The 22,142-nt window shown below is 60.7% G+C and carries 15 protein-coding genes; 10 read left to right on the top strand and 5 right to left on the bottom strand.

Annotation, left to right across the window (positions count from 1 at the left end):
- Window positions 1–123: 123 nt before the first annotated feature.
- The 8 genes from TX24_RS06290 (at window position 124) to TX24_RS06325 (ending at window position 13,776) form a co-directional block, all read left to right on the top strand.
- Complete coding sequence (locus TX24_RS06290) at window positions 124–525, top strand: hypothetical protein (protein ID WP_032900599.1); 402 nt, start codon at window positions 124–126, stop codon at window positions 523–525.
- Window positions 526–770: 245 nt separating this feature from the next.
- Window positions 771–1,271, top strand: a complete 501-nt coding sequence (tpx, locus tag TX24_RS06295; RefSeq protein ID WP_003190967.1) for a thiol peroxidase — start codon at window positions 771–773, stop codon at window positions 1,269–1,271.
- Window positions 1,272–1,503: 232 nt separating this feature from the next.
- A complete protein-coding gene (locus tag TX24_RS06300; RefSeq protein WP_003190969.1) occupies window positions 1,504–2,802 on the top strand; it encodes an MdtA/MuxA family multidrug efflux RND transporter periplasmic adaptor subunit in 1,299 nt (432 codons plus the stop codon).
- The gene (locus tag TX24_RS06305) at window positions 2,799–5,900 is read left to right on the top strand and encodes an MdtB/MuxB family multidrug efflux RND transporter permease subunit (protein WP_057709919.1); all 3,102 of its coding nucleotides are present in this window, start codon (window positions 2,799–2,801) and stop codon (window positions 5,898–5,900) included. Before TX24_RS06300 ends, TX24_RS06305 begins: the two co-directional genes overlap by 4 nt.
- Window positions 5,897–9,004 (top strand): efflux RND transporter permease subunit, encoded by a 3,108-nt coding sequence (locus TX24_RS06310; protein ID WP_003190971.1) that lies wholly within the window; start codon window positions 5,897–5,899, stop codon window positions 9,002–9,004. Before TX24_RS06305 ends, TX24_RS06310 begins: the two co-directional genes overlap by 4 nt.
- Window positions 9,001–10,542, top strand: coding sequence for an efflux transporter outer membrane subunit (locus tag TX24_RS06315; protein WP_003190972.1), 1,542 nt, complete (start codon window positions 9,001–9,003; stop codon window positions 10,540–10,542). The genes TX24_RS06310 and TX24_RS06315 overlap by 4 nt, the downstream gene beginning before the upstream one ends.
- 336 nt (window positions 10,543–10,878) lie before the next feature.
- Window positions 10,879–12,975, top strand: coding sequence for a putative bifunctional diguanylate cyclase/phosphodiesterase (locus tag TX24_RS06320; protein WP_057709920.1), 2,097 nt, complete (start codon window positions 10,879–10,881; stop codon window positions 12,973–12,975).
- 54 nt (window positions 12,976–13,029) lie between these two features.
- On the top strand, window positions 13,030–13,776 hold the full coding sequence (locus TX24_RS06325; protein ID WP_003190975.1) for an SDR family oxidoreductase: 747 nt from the start codon (window positions 13,030–13,032) through the stop codon (window positions 13,774–13,776).
- Between the two features lie 12 nt (window positions 13,777–13,788).
- Here TX24_RS06325 and TX24_RS06330 read toward each other — a convergent pair whose 3' ends face one another.
- The 4 genes from TX24_RS06330 to TX24_RS06345 form a co-directional block, all read right to left on the bottom strand.
- Window positions 13,789–14,277, bottom strand: a complete 489-nt coding sequence (locus tag TX24_RS06330; RefSeq protein ID WP_244175822.1) for a hypothetical protein — start codon at window positions 14,275–14,277, stop codon at window positions 13,789–13,791.
- 63 nt (window positions 14,278–14,340) lie between these two features.
- Window positions 14,341–15,750, bottom strand: a complete 1,410-nt coding sequence (gene mapR / locus TX24_RS06335) for a GntR family transcriptional regulator MpaR (RefSeq protein WP_034135502.1) — start codon at window positions 15,748–15,750, stop codon at window positions 14,341–14,343.
- A 155-nt stretch (window positions 15,751–15,905) separates the two neighbouring features.
- The gene (gene ccoG, locus TX24_RS06340; RefSeq protein WP_057709921.1) at window positions 15,906–17,315 is read right to left on the bottom strand and encodes a cytochrome c oxidase accessory protein CcoG; all 1,410 of its coding nucleotides are present in this window, start codon (window positions 17,313–17,315) and stop codon (window positions 15,906–15,908) included.
- 184 nt (window positions 17,316–17,499) lie between these two features.
- Window positions 17,500–17,739 carry a DUF3203 family protein gene (locus TX24_RS06345; protein WP_057709922.1) on the bottom strand — a complete coding sequence of 80 codons (240 nt, stop codon included), beginning with the start codon at window positions 17,737–17,739 and terminating at the stop codon, window positions 17,500–17,502.
- Between the two features lie 123 nt (window positions 17,740–17,862).
- Here TX24_RS06345 and TX24_RS06350 point away from each other — a divergent pair, with 123 nt between their 5' ends.
- Complete coding sequence (locus TX24_RS06350; RefSeq protein WP_003190981.1) at window positions 17,863–18,360, top strand: MgtC/SapB family protein; 498 nt, start codon at window positions 17,863–17,865, stop codon at window positions 18,358–18,360.
- Between the two features lie 5 nt (window positions 18,361–18,365).
- Here TX24_RS06350 and TX24_RS06355 read toward each other — a convergent pair whose 3' ends face one another.
- Window positions 18,366–19,490 (bottom strand): M10 family metallopeptidase C-terminal domain-containing protein, encoded by a 1,125-nt coding sequence (locus TX24_RS06355; protein WP_082628758.1) that lies wholly within the window; start codon window positions 19,488–19,490, stop codon window positions 18,366–18,368.
- 548 nt (window positions 19,491–20,038) lie between these two features.
- On the opposite strand from TX24_RS06355, the gene TX24_RS06360 reads away from it, so the two are divergent.
- A complete protein-coding gene (locus TX24_RS06360) occupies window positions 20,039–22,027 on the top strand; it encodes an alpha-1,4-glucan--maltose-1-phosphate maltosyltransferase (RefSeq protein WP_057709924.1) in 1,989 nt (662 codons plus the stop codon).
- Window positions 22,028–22,142 lie beyond the last annotated feature (115 nt).

A 22,142-nucleotide genomic window follows, 5' to 3' on the forward strand; every position in this document is an offset into this window, starting at 1 on the left:
ATGAGCTTGTGGCCTGTCAACGTTCACAGTTATCGCGGCTTGTGCAGGGTGTTAGGTTCGCTACAGCTTTCCGGATGTAGGGCGGTCGGAAACTCATCAAATCGTTTTTAGGAGGTGCCTACCATGGATGACCATGAACAAACCAACAAGGGGAACGCGGTTAAAGCTGATTGGCATAACGTCACATTGACAAGGGGTGTTACCGGCTATAGCGGCAATTTGCGTATCAGGTTTCAGCGCTCAGGTAACACGCTGACGTTGACCACCGAGGAGTACATGATCAGCGGCGATAGTTCACGTAACAAAGCCAATATTAATTACGAGGTCAAGGTCGGCAACAACACGGTATGGGACCTGGACTCGCCCGATGACCGTAAGCAGGATGGGCAGTGGCATACTTGGTCAAACTACAAGTCAGTAGCGATTCCGAGCGGGACTCAGACGGTAACGTTCAGGGCAGAGTTTATCTTTGATATGTCCGGACCCGATGATCGGGCAATAGCGACGCATGCCGTAAGCATCTAGCTCGCGAGCGCCAACGTCTTGCCGGGCACCTCCGGTGCCCGGCATTTCCTGTCTATCGAACTGAGCCTAAATCAGCGCAATTTCGGCGGGTAAGCACGTGTTCGCGCCCGATTCCAGACGGTGTCGGTATTGATCATGCGTGAGGACATGACAATTTGTGTCTGGCGGTAGGTAGCTTCGGCACTTTGTGGTTAACTTCCGCCTCTCGAATTCGTTTAACCAAACCCAGCATAAGGATTCCGTTCATGGCTCAAGTCACCCTTAAAGGCAACCCGGTCCAGGTTGAAGGCGAACTGCCGAAAGTCGGCGCCAAAGCTGCAGACTTCACCCTGACCGCCGGCGATCTGTCCAACGCCACCCTGGCTACCTTTGCCGGCAAGCGCAAAGTGCTGAACATCTTCCCAAGCGTTGACACCCCAACCTGTGCCACTTCGGTGCGCAAGTTCAACGCCCAGGCCAACGATGTGGCCAACACCGTGGTGCTGTGCATCTCCTCCGACCTGCCATTCGCCCAAGCGCGTTTCTGTGGTTCCGAAGGCCTGGAAAACGTTAAGAACCTGTCGGATTTCCGCAACGCCGACTTCGCCGTTGACTATGGTGTTTCCATCGCTGACGGCCCGCTGCAGGGCCTGACCGCTCGCGCTGTCGTGGTGCTGGACGAAAACGACAACGTGCTGCACAGCGAGTTGGTCAAGGAAATCGCTGAAGAGCCAAACTACGACGCCGCCCTGGCTGTGTTGAAGTAACTGTTTCTACGTATGACTGTCGTTTGGCAGTAACACGTATGATGCATGATCGCGGCCTGGCCTAGTCCAGGCCGTTTTTATTTGAGCGTCAGCGGCTTAGCGAAATAGCCGGTGGACTAAGATCAAAAAGTTAAACGTTGTAAGCCTAAGGTAAATAGCCGGTAAAGGTGCTTTTCTAAACGCACCCCAGTGCTTATCTTTCAGCCTCCCGAAGAAGAAGCTCTCACCCCCAATGGTTGATCACTCCATGCAATCCTCCTCCCGCAACTCCCGCCGCTGGCTGTTTGGCCTGCTCGTGCTGCTGGTTATCGCCGGCCTGTGCTGGAAATTCTGGCCCAGTGGCGCAGCCCATAAAGATGCTCCGGCGGGGCACACGGGCAAGACCGGCATGGCGCGCCCGGGCTTCGGTGGTTCCACCGGGCCGGTACCGGTGCGTGTGGCGCCGGCGGTGCTGGGGGAATTTCCGGTGTACTACAAGGCCCTGGGTACGGTCACGGCGCTGAACACCATTAATGTGCGCAGCCGGGTGGGCGGTGAGCTGGTCAAGATCGCCTTCGAGGAAGGGCAGATGGTCAAGGCCGGCGACCTGCTGGCAGAAATCGACCCGCGCAGCTACCAGAACGCTTTGCTCCAGGCCCAGGGCACCTTGCTGCAGAACCAGGCCCAGTTGAAGAACGCCCAGGTCGATGTACAGCGTTACCGCGACCTGTACGCCCAGGACAGTATCGCCAAGCAAACTCTGGACACCGCCGAAGCGCTGGTTCTGCAATACCAGGGCACGGTCAAGACCAACCAGGGCGCGGTGGACGACGCCAAGCTCAACCTGGAATTCACCAAGATCCGCGCGCCCATCAGTGGCCGCGTCGGTTTGCGCCAGCTTGACGTCGGCAACCTCGTCGCCGCCAACGACACCACCGCCCTGGCGGTGATCACCCAGACCCAGCCGATCAGCGTGGCCTTCACCCTGCCGGAAAATACCCTGGAAACCGTGTTGGCCCGTTACCACGCCGGCAACAAGTTGCCCGTGGAAGCCTGGGACCGTAGCGACGTGAAAAAACAGGCGGTCGGTGTACTGCAAAGCCTGGACAACCAGATTGACGTGACTACCGGCACGCTGAAATTCAAGGCGCGTTTCGATAACAAGGACCAGGCGCTGTTCCCCAACCAGTTCGTCAATGTGCACCTGCTGGCCGACACCTTGAACAACGTAGTGCTGGCGCCCTCCGCGGCGATCCAGTTCGGCAACAATGGCACCTTTGTCTACAAGCTCGACGGCGACAAGAAGGTCAAGGTCCAGCCGCTGGTGGTGGGCGACACCGACGGCGAAAACACCGTGATCAAGGAAGGCCTGGCCGCTGGCGACCGCGTAGTGCTGGAAGGTACTGACCGCCTCAAGGACGGCAGCGAGATCGAAGTGGTCAACGCCAGCAGCGAGGTGCCGACCACCCCGACCGAGCACCTGCAAGGCAAGCCCGCAGCGAAAGGGGAGACCGGTGCTGACGCCGGCAAGGCGCAAAAGGTCGGTTCATGAACCTGTCGCGCCTGTTCATCCTTCGCCCGGTCGCCACCACGCTGAGCATGCTGGCCATTGTCCTGGCCGGCATCATTTCGTACCGCCTGCTGCCGGTATCGGCATTGCCCCAGGTGGATTACCCGACCATCCGGGTGATGACCCTGTACCCCGGCGCCAGCCCCGATGTGATGACCAGCGCGGTCACCGCACCGCTGGAGCGCCAGTTCGGGCAGATGCCCGGGCTGACCCAGATGGCGTCTACCAGCTCCGGCGGTGCCTCGGTACTGACCCTGCGTTTCAACCTCGACATCAATATGGATGTCGCCGAGCAACAGGTGCAGGCTGCGATCAACGCCGCCACCAACCTGCTGCCCAAGGATTTGCCGGCGCCGCCGGTGTACAACAAGGTCAACCCGGCGGATACCCCGGTGCTGACCCTGGCAATCACCTCCAAGACCATGTTGTTGCCCAAGCTCAATGACTTGGTCGACACGCGCATGGCGCAGAAAATCGCGCAGATCAGCGGCGTCGGCATGGTCAGCATCGCCGGTGGTCAGCGCCAGGCCGTGCGCATCAAGGTCAACCCCGAGGCCCTGGCGGCCAATGGCTTGAACCTCTCGGACGTGCGCGCCCTGATCGCCGCCTCCAACGTCAACCAGCCCAAGGGTAACTTTGACGGCCCCACCCGCGTGTCGATGCTCGATGCCAACGACCAGTTGGTTTCGCCTGAGCAATATGCCGAACTGATCCTGGCCTACAACAATGGTGCGCCGCTGCGGCTCAAGGATGTGGCGCAGATCGTCGACGGTGCCGAAAACGAACGTCTTGCCGCCTGGGCCAACGAGAACCAGGCCGTGCTGCTCAATATCCAGCGCCAGCCAGGCGCCAACGTGATCGAGGTGGTGGACCGCATCAAGGCCCTGCTGCCCAGCATCACCGACAACCTGCCGGCTGGCCTGGACGTGACGGTGCTCACCGACCGCACCCAGACCATCCGCGCCTCGGTCAAAGACGTGCAGCACGAATTGCTGATCGCCATTGCCCTGGTGGTGATGGTGACGTTCCTGTTCCTGCGCCGCGTCAGCGCCACGATCATTCCGTCCATCGCCGTGCCGCTGTCCCTGGTGGGCACCTTTGGCGTGATGTACCTGGCCGGATTCTCCATCAATAACCTGACACTGATGGCCCTGACCATCGCCACCGGGTTTGTGGTGGACGACGCCATCGTGATGCTGGAAAACATCTCGCGCTATATCGAGGAAGGCGAGACGCCGATGGCGGCCGCGCTCAAGGGCGCCAAGCAGATCGGTTTCACCCTGATATCCCTGACCTTGTCGCTGATTGCGGTGTTGATCCCGCTGCTGTTCATGGCTGATGTGGTCGGGCGGCTGTTCCGTGAATTTGCTATCACCCTGGCCGTGGCGATCCTGATTTCCCTGGTGGTGTCCCTGACCCTCACGCCCATGATGTGCGCGCGCCTGCTCAAGCGCGAACCCAAGGAAGAAGAGCAGGGCCGCTTCTACAAAGCCAGCGGCGCCTGGATTGATTGGCTGATCGAAGCCTACGGCCGCAAGCTGCAATGGGTGCTCAAGCACCAGCCGCTGACGTTGCTGGTGGCCATCGCCACCCTGGGCCTTACGGTGGTGCTGTACCTGGTGGTGCCCAAGGGCTTTTTCCCGGTGCAGGACACCGGGGTGATCCAGGGCATTTCCGAAGCGCCGCAGTCGATTTCCTTTGCGGCCATGAGCCAACGCCAGCAGGAGTTGGCGAAGATCATCCTCGCCGACCCTGCCGTCGAGAGCCTGTCGTCCTACATTGGTGTGGACGGCGATAACGCCACCCTCAACAGCGGCCGCTTGCTGATCAACCTCAAGGCCCACGGCCAGCGCGACTTGAGCGCAGCCGAGGTAATTACCCGCCTGCAAGCGCAGATCGACAAGCTGGTAGGCATCCGCCTGTTCATGCAACCGGTCCAGGACCTCACCATCGAGGACCGGGTCAGCCGTACCCAGTACCAGTTCAGTATGTCTTCGCCAGACGCCGAGTTGTTGGCATTGTGGAGCGGCAAGCTGGTGCATGCCCTCAGCCAGTTGCCGGAACTCACCGACGTCGCCAGTGACCTGCAGGACAAAGGCTTGCAGGTGTACTTGGTGATTGATCGCGATGCGGCCTCGCGCCTGGGCGTGAGTGTTTCGACCATCACCGATGCGCTGTATGACGCCTTCGGCCAGCGCCAGATCTCCACCATCTACACCCAGGCCAGCCAGTACCGGGTGGTGTTGCAGGCCCAGTCCGGCGAAACCCTCGGCCCGGCGGCCCTCAACCAGATCCATGTGAAAACCACCGACGGTGGCCAGGTACGCCTGTCGAGCCTGGCCCATGTGGAACAGCGCCAGGCGCAATTGGCGATTGCCCATATCGGCCAGTTCCCGGCGGTGATGATGTCGTTCAACCTGGCGCCCGGCGTGGCGCTGGGCAAAGGCGTGGAACTGATCAACCAGACCCAGAAGGACATCGGCATGCCGGTGGGCGTGCAAACCCAGTTCCAGGGCGCGGCCCAGGCGTTCGAAGCTTCGTTGTCGAGCACTTTGCTGTTGATCCTGGCGGCGGTGGTCACCATGTACATCGTGCTCGGTGTGCTCTATGAGAGCTATATCCACCCGGTCACCATCCTCTCGACCTTGCCGTCGGCGGCGGTGGGGGCCTTGCTGGCGTTGCTGCTCAGCGGCAATGACCTAGGCATGATCGCGATCATCGGCATCATCCTGTTGATCGGTATCGTGAAAAAGAATGCGATCATGATGATCGACTTCGCCCTCGACGCCGAACGCAACCAGGGCCTGGACCCACAGACGGCGATCTACCAGGCCGCGCTGTTGCGCTTCCGGCCGATCCTGATGACCACCCTGGCGGCCTTGTTCGGTGCGGTGCCGTTGATGCTCGCCAGTGGCTCCGGCGCCGAACTGCGCCAGCCCCTGGGCCTGGTGATGGTCGGTGGCTTGCTGGTAAGCCAGGTGCTGACGCTGTTCACCACGCCGGTGATCTACCTGTACTTCGATCGTCTTGGCCGGCGCTGGCGCAAAGAGCCGCAACGCCTGGAGCCGGTTGAGCCATGAACCTGTCCGGACCTTTCATCCGCCGGCCGGTAGCCACCATGCTGCTGAGCCTGGCGATCATGTTGCTCGGTGGCGTCAGCTTCAACCTGCTGCCGGTGTCGCCATTGCCGCAGATCGACTTCCCGGTGATTGTGGTGTCGGCCAGCTTGCCCGGTGCCAGCCCCGAGGTGATGGCGTCTACGGTGGCCACGCCGCTGGAGCGCTCATTCGGCGCGATTGCCGGTATCACCACCATGAGCAGTTCCTCGAGCCAGGGCTCTACCCGGGTGATTCTGGCGTTCGATTCCGACCGCGACATCAACGGCGCGGCGCGGGAAGTGCAGGCGGCCATCAACGCATCGCGCAACCTGCTGCCCAGCGGCATGCGCAGCATGCCCACCTACAAGAAGATCAACCCGTCCCAGGCGCCGATCATGGTGCTGTCGCTGACCTCCGACGTGCTGCAGAAAGGGCAGTTGTATGACCTGGCCTCGACCATCCTGTCCCAGAGCCTGTCCCAGGTGCCGGGCGTGGGCGAAGTGCAGATCGGCGGCAGTTCGCTGCCGGCGGTGCGCATCGAGCTGGAACCCAAGGCCCTCGATCAGTACGGCGTTGCTCTGGACGATGTGCGCAACACCATCGCCAACGCCAACCAGCGCCGGCCCAAAGGCTCGCTGGAAGACAGCGAGCGCAACTGGCAGATCCAGGCCAACGATCAGTTGGAAAAAGCCAAGGACTATGAGCCCCTGCTGATTCGCTACCAAGACGGCGCCGCCCTGCGCCTCAAGGACGTGGCGAAGATCACTGATGGCGTTGAAGACCGCTACAACAGCGGCTTCTTCAACAATGATTCGGCGGTGTTGCTGGTGATCAACCGCCAGTCCGGCGCCAACATCATCGAAACCGTACGGCAGATCAAGGCGCAGTTGCCGGCGTTGCAGGCGGTGTTGCCGTCCAGCGTCAAGCTCAGCCTGGCCATGGACCGCTCGCCCGTGATCACCGCCACCCTGCATGAAGCGGAAATGACCCTGCTGATTGCCGTGGGGCTGGTGATCCTGGTGGTGTACCTGTTCTTGGGTAACTTCCGTGCTTCGCTGATCCCGACCCTGGCGGTGCCGGTGTCGTTGGTGGGCACTTTTGCGGTGATGTACCTGTACGGTTTTTCGCTGAACAACTTTTCGCTGATGGCGCTGATCCTCGCCACCGGGCTGGTGGTGGACGATGCCATCGTGGTGCTGGAGAACATTTCCCGGCACATCGACGAGGGCGTGCCACCGATGAAAGCCGCCTACCTGGGCGCCCAGGAAGTCGGCTTTACCTTGCTGTCGATGAACGTGTCGCTGGTGGCGGTGTTCCTGTCCATTCTGTTTATGGGCGGGATCGTCACCAACCTGTTCCGTGAGTTTTCCATCACCTTGTCGGCGGCGATCATCGTCTCGCTGATTGTTTCGCTGACCCTGACGCCCATGCTGTGCGCCCGCTGGTTGAAGCCGCATGTGAAGGACCGGCAGACCGGTTTGCAGCGCTGGAGCCAGAAGGTCAACGACCGTATGGTCGCCGGCTACGCCACCAGCCTGGACTGGGTGCTGCGCCATCGGCGCCTGACCTTGCTCAGCCTGTTGGTCACCGTGGGCGTGAATATCGCGCTGTACGTGGTGGTGCCCAAAACCTTCATGCCCCAGCAGGACACCGGCCAGTTGATCGGTTTTGTGCGCGGTGACGATGGCCTGTCGTTCAGCGTGATGCAGCCAAAGATGGAGATCTTTCGCCAGGCGGTGCTCAAGGACCCGGCTGTGCTGAGCGTAGCCGGTTTTATCGGCGGTAATAACGGTACCAACAATGCAGTGATGCTGGTGCGCCTCAAGCCAATCAGTGAACGCAAGATCTCTGCCCAGGCAGTGATCGAGCGCTTGCGCAAAGAGGTGCCGCTGGTGCCGGGCGGGCGCTTGTTCCTGATGGCCGACCAGGACCTGCAATTTGGTGGCAGCCGCGACCAGACCAGCGCGCAGTATTCCTACATCCTGCAAAGCGGTGACTTGGCCGCGCTGCGCCTGTGGTACCCGAAAGTGGTGGCAGCCATGCGTGAATTGCCAGAGCTGACCGCCATCGACGCCCGCGAAGGCCGGGGCGCGGCCCAGGTCACGCTGATTGTCGACCGCGACCAGGCCAAGCGCCTGGGTATCGACATGGACATGGTCACGGCGGTGCTCAACAACGCTTACAGCCAGCGGCAGATTTCCACCATCTACGACAGCCTCAACCAGTACCAGGTGGTGATGGAGGTCAACCCCAAATACGCCCAGGACCCGATCACCCTCAACCAGATGCAGGTGATCACCGCCGACGGCGCACGGGTGCCGTTGTCGACCATTGCCCATTATGAGAACAGCCTGGCCGACGACCGCGTCAGCCATGAAGGCCAGTTTGCTTCGGAGAATATCGCCTTCGACATGGCGCCCGGGGTCACGGTGGAGCAGGGCACGGCGGCCATCGAGCGTGCGATTGCCAAGGTCGGGCTGCCCGAAGACGTGATCGCCAAGATGGCAGGCACTGCCGATGCGTTCGCCGCGACCCAGAAAGGCCAGCCGTTCATGATTCTCGGCGCGCTGGTGGCGGTGTACCTGGTGCTGGGTATTTTGTATGAAAGCTACATTCACCCGCTGACCATCTTGTCTACGTTGCCGTCGGCCGGTGTCGGTGCGTTGTTGGCGATCTACTTGCTGGGCGGCGAGTTCAGCCTGATCTCCTTGCTGGGCTTGTTCCTGTTGATCGGCGTGGTGAAGAAAAACGCGATCCTGATGATCGACCTGGCGCTGCAACTGGAACGCAACGACGGCATGAGCCCGCTGGAGTCGATCCGCAGCGCCTGCCTGTTGCGCCTGCGGCCGATCCTGATGACCACCCTGGCCGCGATCCTCGGTGCCTTGCCGTTGCTGCTCGGCAGCGGCGACGGCGCGGAAATGCGTCACCCGCTGGGCCTGACCATCATTGGCGGCCTGGTGTTCAGCCAGATCCTGACCCTTTACACCACCCCGGTGGTTTACCTTTACCTGGACCGCGCGCGCCACCGCTTCAACGCCTGGCGCGGCGTGCGTACCGATGCTGCCCTGGACACTGCGCTATGACCGACCCAACCAACGCCCCTGCAACCCCTGTAGGAGCGAGCTTGCTCGCGAAGAACGCCCATGCGCCGCGCTCATCAAGAATGAGCGCGTTATCGTTGACGGCGTTCGCGAGCAAGCTCGCTCCTACAGTGGGCCTGGCTATGTTGCTCAGCGCCTGCGCCATTGGCCCTGACTACAAACGCCCGGAGGTCATCGAGCCGGTGCAATTCAAGGAGGCCCAGGGCTGGCGCCAGGCCAACCCCAGCGACTCCCTGGCCCGCGGCGCCTGGTGGGAGCTGTACGGTGACCGTCAACTCAACGACCTGGTGGTGCGCCTCAACGCCTCCAACCAGACCGTCGCCCAGGCCGAAGCGCGTTTTCGTCAGGCAAAGGCCCTGGTGCGCAGCTCACGCGGGGCGTTTTACCCCAGCGTTGACCTGAGCGTTGGCAAAACCCGCGCCAGCCAGGGCACCGGCAGCAGCAGTGCCAGTCTCAGCAGTTCCAGTAGCGGAATTCGCGACACCCTTAACGCCCAGTTAGGCGTGAGTTGGGAAGCCGATATCTGGGGCAAATTGCGCCGTGGCCTGGAGGCCAACGAAGCCAGCGCCGAGGCAAGCTCGGCCGACCTGGCCGCAATGCGCCTGAGCCAACAGTCGGAACTGGTGCAAAGCTACCTGCAATTGCGGGTCATGGACGAGCAGACGCGCCTGCTGCAAGCCACGTTGGACACCTACCAGCGCTCGTTGAAAATGACCGAAAACCAGTACCGTGCCGGTGTGGCCGGCAAGGATGCCATCGCCCAGGCGCAAACTCAGCTCAAGACCACCCAGGCCAGCCTGATTGACCTGATCTGGCAGCGCGCCCAGCTGGAAAACGCCATTGCGGTGTTGATCGGCGAGGCGCCAGCCAACTTCAACTTGGCGGTGAGCAAAGACATCCCGGCCCTGCCGCAGATACCGGTGAGCCTGCCGTCCCAATTGCTGGAGCGGCGCCCCGATATCGCCTCGGCCGAACGCTCGGTGATCGCCGCCAACGCCAATATTGGCGTGGCCAAGGCGGCCTATTACCCTGACCTGACCTTGAGCTTGGCGGGGGGCTACTCCAGCAGTACCTATGAAGATTGGATCAGCCTGCCGAACCGCTTCTGGTCGGTGGGGCCGAAACTGGCCATGACCCTGTTCGATGGCGGCCAGCGCTCGGCGGAAGTTGACCGTACCGTGGCCAGCTATGACGAGACCGTGGCCAAGTACCGCCAGACCGTGCTGGACGGTTTTCGTGAGGTGGAAAACTACATGGTCCAGCTCAAGGTGCTCGCCGATGAGGCGGTGGTCAGCAATGACGCGCTGGAAGCGGCGCGTGAATCCTTGCGCTTGACCGAAAACCAATACAAGGCCGGGTTGATTGCCTATCTGGATGTGGTCACGGTGCAGGCGACGGCCCTGAGCAACGAGCGCACCGTGTTGACCTTGCTGCAATCGCGGCTGGTGGCCAGTGTGCAATTGATCGCCGCCTTGGGTGGAGGTTGGGACGGCCAGACCTCCCTGGCTGAAAAGGAATAACCGGGTGCGCCGCGCATTCTGTGGGAGCAAGACCCAATGTCAGTCAGTTAAGCACAGTACCCTGTGGGAGCTGGCTTGCCTGCGAAAGCGTTAGTGCAGTAGCAGATGGGGTGACTGACACACCGCTTTCGCGGGCAAGCCAGCTCCCACAGGGGATTTGCGCAAACCCCGCATTTTGATGTCGTTGAAAACACCTGCTGAAGCCAGCCGATTGACGCCAAAAACTGCGTAGTGGCTAACGGATCAATTAATCACCTGCCTCGGATTCATACTCGCTACAATCGCCCGATTTGCCACCCGGCACGGGCTTTGCGCCGGTCGCCTGCGAGACGTCCCATGCTGATCGGTAGCTATTCAACCTCCCTTGTCGTGATTTCCCTGTGCGTGGCCATCCTGGCGTCCTACACCGCCTTGGACCTTGCCGGGCGTATCGCAACCGCCAAGGGGCGGGCTGTTTACCTATGGATTACTGGCGGCGCAGTGGCGATGGGCATCGGCATCTGGTCCATGCACTTTATCGGGATGCTGGCCCTGCGCCTGCCGTTTGCCCTGGGCTTTGACGTAGCCATTACCCTGTTTTCGCTGTTGATCGCCGTGCTATCCAGCGGGTTTGCGTTATGGCTGGTCAGCCAGCCACGCTTACCGGCCTGGCAACTGGCATTTGGCGCGCTGGTGATGGGCGCCGGTATCGCCAGCATGCACTACACCGGCATGGCCGCGATGCGCATGACACCCGGCATTGATTACGACCCGACCTTGTTCGGCGCTTCGTTGGTGATCGCGGTGGTGGCGTCCGGCGCCGCCCTGTGGATTGCCTTCAACCTACGGCGCAACACACCTTTTGTACGGCTGGCACGGGGTGGCGCCGCCGTGGTGATGGGCGTGGCTATCGTGGGGATGCACTACACCGGGATGGCTGCGGCGCGCTTTGCCGATGGCAGCTTCTGCGGCGCCGCCTTGACCGGCTTGAGCGGCAAGGGCCTGGATAACCTGGTCTTGGTCACTTCGCTGGCGGTGCTGGTCATTGCGCTCTTGACCTCGGTGCTGGATGCGCGGCTGGAAGCGCGCACCGCCGTACTCGCCGATTCCCTGACCCTGGCCAATCAGGAACTTACCCACCTGGCCCTGCATGACATGCTCACTGGCCTGCCCAATCGCACGTTGTTGGCTGATCGCATTCAACAAGGCATCCAGGCGGTGAACGAGCGGGGCGGTTGCTTTGCCTTGATGTTTATCGACCTGGATGGTTTCAAGCCGGTCAACGATGCCTTTGGCCATCACCTGGGCGACCAGTTGCTGCGCGAGGTCGGCTTGCGCTTGCGCGAGGATTTGCGCAGCCAGGACACCCTGGCCCGCATCGGCGGTGATGAGTTTGTGTTGCTGGTGCAGCTCACCCAGCCCGACGATGTCATGGGCTTGGCCGAGCGCCAGGTGAGCCTGATCAATCGCACCTTCACGGTGGCCGAACATGAGTTGCAGATTTCGGCGAGCATCGGTATCGCCATGTTCCCGGGCAACGGTAATAACCCCCAGGAACTGCTGATGAACGCCGACGCGGCGATGTATCACGCCAAGGGCATGGGCAAGAACGGCTACAGCTTCTTCGATGTGTCGATGAACACCAATGCGCGCAAACAACTGCAATTGCTGCAGGATCTGCGCAATGCCCTGGAGCAGGGGCAGTTTCGTTTGCATTACCAACCCAAGTTCGACGCCGTCAGTGGTCTTGCCGTAGGGGCCGAGGCGCTGTTGCGCTGGGAGCATCCGCAACAGGGCTTGCTGATGCCCGCTACGTTTATCGCACTGGCGGAGAAAACCGGGCTGATCATTCCCATCGGCGAGTGGGTACTCGATGAAGCCTGTCGCCAGATGCGCCTGTGGTACGCCCAGGGTTATGAGAGCTGGCGCATCGCCGTCAACCTGTCGGCGTTGCAGTTCTGCCACGCCGGCTTGGTCAATAGCGTAGCGGCCGCGCTGGAGCGTCATCAATTGCCGGCCAACAGCCTCACGCTGGAAATCACCGAGACCACCGCCATGAGCGATGCCGACGCGAGCATGACGGTATTGCAGCAGCTCTCGGATATGGGCGTGGACCTGTCCATCGATGACTTTGGCACCGGTTACTCCAGCCTGATGTACCTCAAGCGCCTGCCGGCCAACGAGTTGAAGATCGACCGTGGTTTTGTGCGTGATCTGGAACACGACAGCGACGACGCGGCCATCGTCTCGGCCATCGTGGCCCTGGGCCAGGCCCTGGGCCTGCGAATTGTCGCTGAAGGCGTGGAGACCGATATGCAGCAGGACTTCCTCACCCGCCTGGGATGTGACGCCTTGCAAGGTTTCTTGTTGGGGCACCCGTTGCCAGCCGACAGCTTCATGGCCAATATCCGGCGCACCGAAGAGCCGGTAGCGCCTGACAAAAGCATTAAGTGAAAGGTATTCTTGGATCCAACCTTAAACATCCGGTTGAATCAGGAGGCCGCAGCCATGGACAAAGTCGTCATCATCACGGGGGGCAGCCGTGGCATTGGCGCCCAGACAGCATTGCTCGCCGCTCGCCAGGGCTATCGCATCTGCATCAACTACCAGGCGGATGAAGACGCGGCCCACCGTGTACTTGAACAGGTGCGTGCGTTGGGCGCCCAGGCGATTGCCGTGCGGGCCGATGTCAGCAACGAGGATGAAGTGATCGGCCTGTTCAATCGCGTTGATGCGGAATTGGGTCGGGTCACTGCGCTGGTCAACAACGCTGGCACCGTGGGGCACAAGTCACGGGTCGATGAGATGTCCGAGTTTCGTATCCTCAAAATCCTCAAGACCAATGTGCTGGGCCCGATCCTGTGTGCCAAGCACGCGGTGTTGCGCATGTCGCCCCGCCATGGCGGGCAGGGCGGCAGTATCGTCAACGTGTCGTCGGTGGCGGCGCGGCTGGGCTCGCCGGGTGAGTATGTTGACTACGCTGCCTCCAAGGGGGCGCTGGATACCTTCACTATCGGCTTATCGAAAGAGGTCGCAGGTGAGGGTATCCGTGTCAACGCGGTACGCCCTGGCTATATCTTTACCGATTTCCATGCCCTGAGCGGCGACCCGGACCGGGTCAGCAAGCTGGAGTCCGGAATCCCGATGGCGCGTGGCGGGCGCCCGGATGAAGTGGCGGAGGCCATTATCTGGTTACTGTCGGACAAGGCGTCGTATTCCACCGGAACGTTCATTGACCTGGGCGGTGGCCGTTAAGGCGCTGGCCGATCAGGTCCGCAGCGTGCGCAGCACCTCGTAGCCGTACCATGAGAATTGCCGGAGCAGGTCGGCTTCGGAGTGCTTCACCACGCGATAGCCGCAGTTGGAAAAACCCTCGATATGGCCATTACGGCTATCGCTGCCATTGAGGGTTCGGTCATCGACGTTATCGAGAAAACGCAGCACTTTATCTAGGTCGTAGGCCGCATTGGCTCGAGCTTTGGGGTCTGGATTAGCGTTTGTCCAGTCACCGACCTGTCGCTTGAGGTCATCGACGACCTGATAGAAATCGCAGCCTTTGAGGAAGTTTTTTGTCACGCTACTGTGCTCGATGATCGCCTCTGCCGAGCGATGATCACCGGCAGGGCGTCCGTTCGGGCCTGTCATCTGGCGCACCTGCTGTTGTTCCGCCCAGCGCATATAGTGGCGAGGGACGGGAAAAGGCCTCAGGTTGCGAGGCACACGTGTTGGCAGCGAGCAGTTTTTCCAGGTGATCACGCAGGTCTCGTTATTCGGTCTGTGGAGGCCTCTGAGTCGTTAAGACGCGACGGTAGGTTCCATTTAGAACGAGCGCACAATCCGCCCCAATGTCTCCATGGCCTTCTCCGAGGCTTCGTTCCACGGGCTGCCATAGTTCAAGCGTATGCAGTTTCTGAAGCGCTGGGTCGCGGAAAAGATCGGCCCCGGCGCAATGCTGATGCCCTGGGCCAGGGCCATCTGGAACAGTTTCAGCGAGTCGGTCTGCTCTGGCAATTCCAACCACAAAAAATAGCCTCCGGCAGGTTGGCTGACCCGCGTCTGTGCCGGGAAGTAGCGGGCGATGGCCGCCAGCATGGCGCTTTGCTGTTCTTCCAGGGCGTAGCGCAGTTTGCGCAGGTGCCGGTCATAGCCGCCGTGTTGCAGGTAATCGGCAATCGCCGCCTGGGCCGGCATCGATGGGCACAGTGAGGTCATCAGTTTCAACCGCTCGACCTTCTGCGCGAAGCGCCCGGCGGCGACCCAGCCCACGCGGTAACCCGGTGCCAGGCTCTTGGCAAAAGAGCCGCAGTGCATCACCAGCCCTTCGGTATCGAAGGCCTTGGCCGGCTTTGGGGCTTGTTGCCCGTAATACAGCTCGGCATATACATCATCTTCGATTAACGGCACTTGATGGCTGCGCAACAGCTCCACCAGCGCCTGTTTTTTCTCCTCAGGCAGCGTGGCGCCCATGGGGTTCTGGAAGCTGGTCATGGTCCAGCAAGCCTTGATCGGATAGCGCTCAAGGCTTTGGGCCAAGGCGTTCAGGTCGATACCGTCACGCGGATGCACCGGAATCTCCACGGCCTTGAGCTTCAAGCGTTCAAGCACTTGCAAGCAGGCGTAGAACGCCGGCGCTTCGATGGCGACCAGGTCGCCCGGTTCGGTCACGGCCTGCAGGCACAGGTTGAGCGCTTCGAGGGCGCCGTTGGTGATCAGCAGCTCCTCCATTGGCAGCATCAGGCCGCCGACCATATAGCGCAGGGCAATCTGCCGGCGCAGTTGCGGGTTGCCTGGCGACATGTCGGTGACCACCAGGCGTGGGTCCATTTCGCGGCTGGCACTGGCCAGGGAGCGAGCCAGGCGCGGCAGCGGGAACAGCATGGGGCTGGGGAAGGCCGAGCCGAAGGGCACGGTGTTGGGGTCTTTGATCGAGTCCAGTACCGAGAACACCAGCTCGCTCACGCCCACATCGGTGGACTCATGCACCTGCTCACTCACCACCGGTTCGGAAAACGGGCTGGGCGCATGGGTGTTGACGAAGTAGCCAGAACGCGGGCGGGCGCGAATCAGGCCACGACGCTCCAGCAAGTAATAGGCCTGGAACACGGTGGACGGGCTGACGCCGTAGGCCTGGCTGGCATAGCGCACCGATGGCACGCGCTGGCCGGGGCCGAGGACGCCGGAGCGGATCAGTTCTGCGATGTCGTCGGCGAATTTTTCGTAGCGTTTCATGGCGGCCTAATTTGCTTTTTGAATGTGTACGCAAGGCGAACTGTGGGAGCTGGCTTGCCTGCAAAGGCGGTGTGTCAGTCAGTGCATCTGTTACTGCACTACCGCTTTCGCAGGCAAGCCAGCTCCCACATTTGATCTTTATTGTTAATGAAATATCAGCGATTCAAGGGCGCAACGAAGCGGCTGTCGGCAGCGGTATAAATCCACGGCTCATCCACATCCGTCACTTTAAAACGGATAGTTTGGGAACTGCTGGCCGGTGTGTCCGCCAGCAACGCCACCGACACCGGCACATCGACAATTTCCCCGGGCGCCAGGCTGACCTGGGTCTTGCCTTGCAACTGGAAGCCCTCGGCGTCCACCAGTCCCAGGCGGTAGTCCTGGCGCTGCTGGGTCTTGTTGATCACCTTGAGGCTGTAGATGTTCTCGATCAAGCCCTGGCTGTTTTCGCGGAACATACCACGGTCCTTGGTCACATCCAGCGACACCATCGGCCGTTCAATCAGCGCCACCACCAATGCCGCGATCATCACCACCAGCACGGCACTGTAGCCGATCAGGCGCGGCCGCAGCAGGTGAGTCTTGCCGCCCTGCAATTGATGCTCACTGGTGTAACTGACCAAACCACGGGCATAGCCCATTTTGTCCATGATCGAATCACAGGCGTCGATACAGGCTGCGCAGCCGATGCATTCCATTTGCAGGCCGTCGCGGATGTCGATGCCGGTGGGGCATACCTGCACGCACAGTTGGCAGTCGATGCAATCGCCCAGGCCAACCTCGGCTGGCTGCACGTCACGTTTACGCGGGCCACGCTGCTCGCCACGGGCGGCGTCGTAGGAAATGGTCAGGGTGTCTTTATCAAACATCACGCTCTGGAACCGTGCATAGGGGCACATGTGCATGCACACCGCTTCGCGCAGCCAACCGGCATTGAGGTAGGTGGCACCCGTGAAAAACAACACCCAAAACAGGCTCACACCGCCCATCTGCCACGTCAGCAATTCAGCGGCCAAGGGGCGGATGGGGGTGAAATAGCCCACAAACGTCAGCCCGGTCAACACGCTGATGCCCAGCCACATCGTGTGTTTGGCCGAGCGGCGTGCCAGCTTATTCAGGCTCCAGGGTGCGGCCTGCAGTTTGATGCGCTGGTTGCGTTCACCCTCGGTGACCTTTTCACACCACATGAACAGCCAGGTGAACGAGCTTTGCGGGCAGGTGTAGCCGCACCAGACGCGGCCGGCAAACACCGTGATTGCAAAGAGGCCGAAGGCACAGATGATCAACAGCGCTGAAAGCAGGATGAAGTCCTGAGGCCAGAACGTCGCACCAAAGATGTGAAATTTGCTCTCGGCCAGGTCCCACAGTACGGCTTGGCGCCCACCCCAGTTCAGCCACACGGTGCCGAAAAAAGCCAGGAACAGCAGGCCGGCACCGCCCACGCGCAAGGTGCGAAACAGCCCGGTAAAACTGCGGGTATGGATCAGGTTGTCGCTGGATGTGGCCTTCACCTTCTTTGGGTGAATGGGCTCAAAGGTTTCCACGGTTGGGATTCGTTCGCTCATGGTCGTTCGCTCATCAGCCTCCATCAGGCCGATGAACTATGGGCGACGGGCTGTTTGCATAACAGACTCAGGTGGAATGATAAAAAGCGGATCAGATAGGTTTGGCGCGTTCGTGTGCGTCAATGTGCTGCACCCCCAGGGCCTAGGGGGGCAGGGAGTCAGTGGGTTCGATGATACAGATCAATTAAATTACCGAACCAGGTGCTGCCGCCTTCACATGGTTACGGCTGTCCGTGGCCCCTTCAACCGTAAGTTTGTCGGCCTCAGCTTCAGTGATGTATATCCGTTTGCCAGCCAAGTCCACACAGGACATGGCTTTGTCATTGTCGGTAAGGATGGTCACCCGGGTGGCTGGCAGGCTTTGTTCCTGGCCGTTGTCGTCGAGTGTGAAGTAGCACAGATGATTTTCGATGCGTACGGTCATGACAATCTCCGTTTTGTGGGCTATGCAGCGTTAGGCGGCCGCCATGCGGGCCGGTTCCAGGCAACTGACTGGCGGTCTGCGCTGTCCATCCTTTATCTATCCATAATAAAAAGGATCGCATCCATGGACGCCTGGTGGCATCTGGTGTGGCAAACCCTGCAAGCCGAATTCGCGGACATCGGCGATGCCCGGCAACTCACCCAAGTGACCGTGCGCCTGCTGATCGCGGCGATCCTCGGCGGCATCCTGGGGTTTGAGCGTGAACACAAGGGCAAGGCGGCCGGGGTGCGTACTCATATGCTGGTGGCGCTGGGCGCCGCGCTGTTCGTGCTGGTGCCGCAGATGTCCGGCAACCAGGCAGATGCCATGAGCCGTGTGGTTCAAGGGGTGATTGCGGGCATTGGCTTTCTCGGTGCTGGCACCATCCTCAAGGGCAAGGAAGACGAGGAGGGCCAGCATGTGAAGGGCCTGACCACGGCGGCGGGGTTGTGGATGACCGCCGCCATTGGCGTGGCGGCGGGCATGGGCCGTGAATCGACAGCGGTACTCAGTACGCTGCTGGCGTTGGTGGTATTCAGTGTGATGCCCCGGGTCGTCAAGCTGCTGGACAAGGATGAGTGACAGGGTCAGGTGGTGAGGTTGCTGTACCTGACCTCACCGAAGACTTTCACCACGAAGGGCGGCTCTCCCGGGTTGCCGGAAATCATTACCACGCTCGTATTATTGGCCGGGTTGTAGTGAACCTGCACTTCGCCACTGGCGCCTGAGAAATTTTCTACCGATTTCAAAGGTTTGTTGCCGAGTTGCTTGCGAATGGCCGTTACATCGAGCTTGTCTCTGTTGTGGTCAAAATCCATCACCTCCTTAGGCGCGTCGAAGTTCGAGTCGCGGATACTGTGGAAGGTGAAGGTCTGACCAATGCCAATCCTGGAATCGTTGCTGTTGCTGGCGGTTTTGAGGCTGTCTGCCTCAGCCGATGAATTGTCCGGTTGCGGGGTCGGCTCGCCGAGGTCCACTTCCTTGCCGATCTCGAAGAGGGCCGAGGCGAGTGGCGTACTCTGGCGCACTCGCTGTTGGGCATAGGATTCCTCAACGCGTAGCTCATCTAAGACTTGCATGGATTGGCTGAAACTCTCCTCGGGGTCAGAACTGGCGGTGCGGGCGCGGATCTCTTGAGGGCTCAAGCCCGGTCGCTCGATATGCGAGGATTGCTCATGAATCATCTGCAGGCTTGACTGACCTAGACGCTCCTTCACTTTGGTAATCAGTTTGCGCGCTTCGTCTGCATCCGGGCCATGCAGCATCGATTTGACATTTTCCTTGCTTAACAGGCTACCGATCTCGGCCAACTTCTGGGCGCTCTCCTGCGAGTTTGGCTCGCGCAGCATCTGGGTAATACTCTCCCGGCTGCCGAGCGCACGAAGTTGGGCGAGCCGGGGGGCGTCTGCACCGGGCGCCTGCGGCTCCACGTCTGTAGTCGGTGCAGTGGTGGGCGCAGTTGAGGCTTGCTCCTCGGGCGCATCGGTACCGGGCGCCTGCTGTTTTAGGCTTGTCGAGGGGCTAGGGTTGGACGGGGTAGAAGCTTGCGGCGCCCTGGGGAGGTCCGATGGATGCCTGTCAGGCTCTTTCCTGCGCATGATTCCGCTGGGGCCGGCCCTTAATAAATCGTTCAGTTTCTGTCGATCATCGCTGACCGGACGTTGTTGTAGGCCATGCATATCGGGCGTTGGTGGCAGTAGCGAAATGGACATAGAAGGTACTCGCGTTACGGACGGTATAGTCTGCGGCCAGCAAAAAGGCGGGTCAGCGCACGAGTAATGAATCTATCTTGGCCTTCGAGGGGGTGATCTCGGTGATGTCTGTAAAGCGAGTGGGAAAAATCAGCATCGCTTGCCCGCGATATTTGGTTCGCAAGCAAGCGTTTGCGGGCCTGTAAATCAGACGATAACGGGCGGCATCGTTGCGGGGGGTTCCTGCACGGGCGGTGGCTCGTTTTCAGGGGGCTCTTGTTCAGGAACGGGTTGGGGTTCTGTGGGCGGCAGCGGGGGCTCGTCGATATTTGGATCTTCGGATTCAGGGGGTATCGGGATATTCATTGGTATGGCCTCGTTTGTGCTTTGCTCTATCGGTGGACCCTTGCCTGCGGGAAATGATTCCCGCCCAGTGGCGGTATATCCACCTGAACTTTTGAACAGCGCCCAGGCTCGGACCTTATACGGCACTGCTCAGGGAGAGCGTCGCCGTTTCTGAATTCGGATCAAGCCAAGAGCGTCCACAGGGCGTAAGGGGAAGATGCTCGATGACTGCTGAAACACTGGTTCCAGAAGACTCCGTGCTGCCGCTGTCCCAGGCGCTGCTGTTACCCAGGATCGCGATCGAAAGCACCATGCCGGTCATCGACAACGGTGAGTTTGCCGTCAAGGCGGTGGTGGGTCAGCGGGTCCATGTGACCAGCAAAGTGTTCGCCGATGGCCACGATAAACTGGCGGTGTTGATCCGCTGGCGCGCGCTGGGAGATGAAAGCTGGCACAGCGTGGTCATGCTGGATATCGGCAACAATGGTTGGGAGGGGGCGTTTACCGTCGCCTGCCAAGGCCGCCATGAGTACTGCATCGAAGCCTGGATCGACACCTTTGCCAGCTTCTGTTACGAACTGCGCAAGAAGCATGAAGCTGGCGTGCCGGTCAGCCTGGAGTTGCAGGAGGGCCGCAGCCTGGTGTTGCAGGCCGCCGAACGCAGTGACAATGAACTGCGTGACCGCTTGATGTTGTTGCACCATGAGCTCTCCGGCCTGCTGGAAACCGAGCAGGTGGCGTTGTTCCTGCACGAAGACAGTGCACACCTGATGACCCAGGCCGACCATCGGGCCTATTTGAGCGTCAGCCCCGCGTACCCGATTGACGTGGAGCGTGAGGCCGCACAATTTGCCAGCTGGTACGAGCTGTTTCCGCGCTCGATCACCGACGATCCTGCACGGCACGGCACGTTTAACGACGTCCACGCACGCTTGCCGATGATCCATGACATGGGCTTTGACGTGCTGTACTTCCCGCCGATCCACCCCATTGGCCGTAGCCACCGCAAGGGCAAGAACAACTCGCTCATCGCCGGCCCCGATGATCCCGGCAGCCCCTATGCCATCGGCAGTGAGGCGGGCGGTCACGAGGCGATCCACCCGCAGTTGGGCACGCGCGATGATTTTCGCCGGTTGGTCCAGGCCGCTGCCGACCACGGCCTGGAAATTGCCCTGGACTTCGCCATCCAGTGCTCTCAGGACCATCCATGGCTCAAGGAGCATCCGGGCTGGTTCAACTGGCGCCCGGACGGCACGATCAAGTACGCGGAAAACCCACCGAAAAAATACCAGGACATCGTTAACGTCGATTTCTACGCGGCCGACGCCATCCCGAGTCTGTGGACCGAACTGCGCGATATCGTGGTGGGCTGGGTGGAAGAGGGCGTGAAGACCTTTCGCGTCGACAACCCGCACACCAAGCCGCTGCCGTTCTGGCAATGGCTGATCAGCGATGTGCGTGCCAAGTACCCTGAGGTGATCTTCCTCGCCGAAGCCTTCACCACCCCGGCGATGATGGCGCGCCTGGGCAAGGTCGGCTATTCCCAGAGCTACACCTATTTCACCTGGCGCAACACCAAGGCTGAGCTGAGCGAGTACCTCACGCAACTGAACCAATCGCCTTGGCGTGAGTGCTACCGCCCGAACTTCTTCGTCAATACGCCGGACATCAACCCGGGTTTCCTGCATGAATCCGGCCGTGCAGGCTTCCTGATCCGCGCTGCGCTGGCCACCATGGGCTCGGGCTTGTGGGGGATGTATTCAGGCTTTGAGTTGTGCGAAGCCGCGCCGGTGCCGGGCAAAGAGGAATACCTGGACTCGGAGAAGTACGAGATACGCCCCCGCGACTTCACCGCGCCCGGCAACATCATCGCCGAGATCGCCCAGCTCAACCGCATCCGTCGTCAGAACCCGGCGTTGCAAACCCACCTGGGGCTCAAGCTCTACAACGCCTGGAACGACAACATCCTGTATTTCGGCAAGCGCAGCGAAGACGGCAGCAATTTCATTCTGGTCGCCGTCAACCTCGACCCGCACAACGCCCAGGAAGCCCACTTCGAATTGCCACTGTGGGAGATGGGCTTGCCCGACGATGCCCAGACCCAGGGCGAAGACTTGATGAACGGCCATCGCTGGACCTGGTACGGCAAGACCCAATGGACCCGGCTGGAACCACAGATGCCGTTCGGGATCTGGCGCATCAGCACATCCTGAGTGCTCGTTCCCACGCTCTGCGTGGGAACGCCTCACGTGACGCTCTGCGTGGGAATGCCTCACTTGACGCTCTGCGTGGGAATGCCTCACTTGACGCTCTGCGTCGCGCTTGGGA

The organism is Pseudomonas lactis, from assembly GCF_001439845.1.
Classification (GTDB): Bacteria; Pseudomonadota; Gammaproteobacteria; order Pseudomonadales; family Pseudomonadaceae; genus Aquipseudomonas; species Aquipseudomonas lactis.

Coding starts and splice junctions, on each gene's coding strand:
- TX24_RS06290 (WP_032900599.1), top strand. CDS start 124: ATGGATGACCATGAACAAACCAACAAGGGGAACGCGGTTAAAGCTGAT.
- tpx (WP_003190967.1), top strand. CDS start 771: ATGGCTCAAGTCACCCTTAAAGGCAACCCGGTCCAGGTTGAAGGCGAA.
- TX24_RS06300 (WP_003190969.1), top strand. CDS start 1,504: ATGGTTGATCACTCCATGCAATCCTCCTCCCGCAACTCCCGCCGCTGG.
- TX24_RS06305 (WP_057709919.1), top strand. CDS start 2,799: ATGAACCTGTCGCGCCTGTTCATCCTTCGCCCGGTCGCCACCACGCTG.
- TX24_RS06310 (WP_003190971.1), top strand. CDS start 5,897: ATGAACCTGTCCGGACCTTTCATCCGCCGGCCGGTAGCCACCATGCTG.
- TX24_RS06315 (WP_003190972.1), top strand. CDS start 9,001: ATGACCGACCCAACCAACGCCCCTGCAACCCCTGTAGGAGCGAGCTTG.
- TX24_RS06320 (WP_057709920.1), top strand. CDS start 10,879: ATGCTGATCGGTAGCTATTCAACCTCCCTTGTCGTGATTTCCCTGTGC.
- TX24_RS06325 (WP_003190975.1), top strand. CDS start 13,030: ATGGACAAAGTCGTCATCATCACGGGGGGCAGCCGTGGCATTGGCGCC.
- mapR (WP_034135502.1), bottom strand. CDS start 15,750: ATGAAACGCTACGAAAAATTCGCCGACGACATCGCAGAACTGATCCGC.
- ccoG (WP_057709921.1), bottom strand. CDS start 17,315: ATGAGCGAACGAATCCCAACCGTGGAAACCTTTGAGCCCATTCACCCA.
- TX24_RS06345 (WP_057709922.1), bottom strand. CDS start 17,739: ATGACCGTACGCATCGAAAATCATCTGTGCTACTTCACACTCGACGAC.
- TX24_RS06350 (WP_003190981.1), top strand. CDS start 17,863: ATGGACGCCTGGTGGCATCTGGTGTGGCAAACCCTGCAAGCCGAATTC.
- TX24_RS06355 (WP_082628758.1), bottom strand. CDS start 19,490: ATGTCCATTTCGCTACTGCCACCAACGCCCGATATGCATGGCCTACAA.
- TX24_RS06360 (WP_057709924.1), top strand. CDS start 20,039: ATGACTGCTGAAACACTGGTTCCAGAAGACTCCGTGCTGCCGCTGTCC.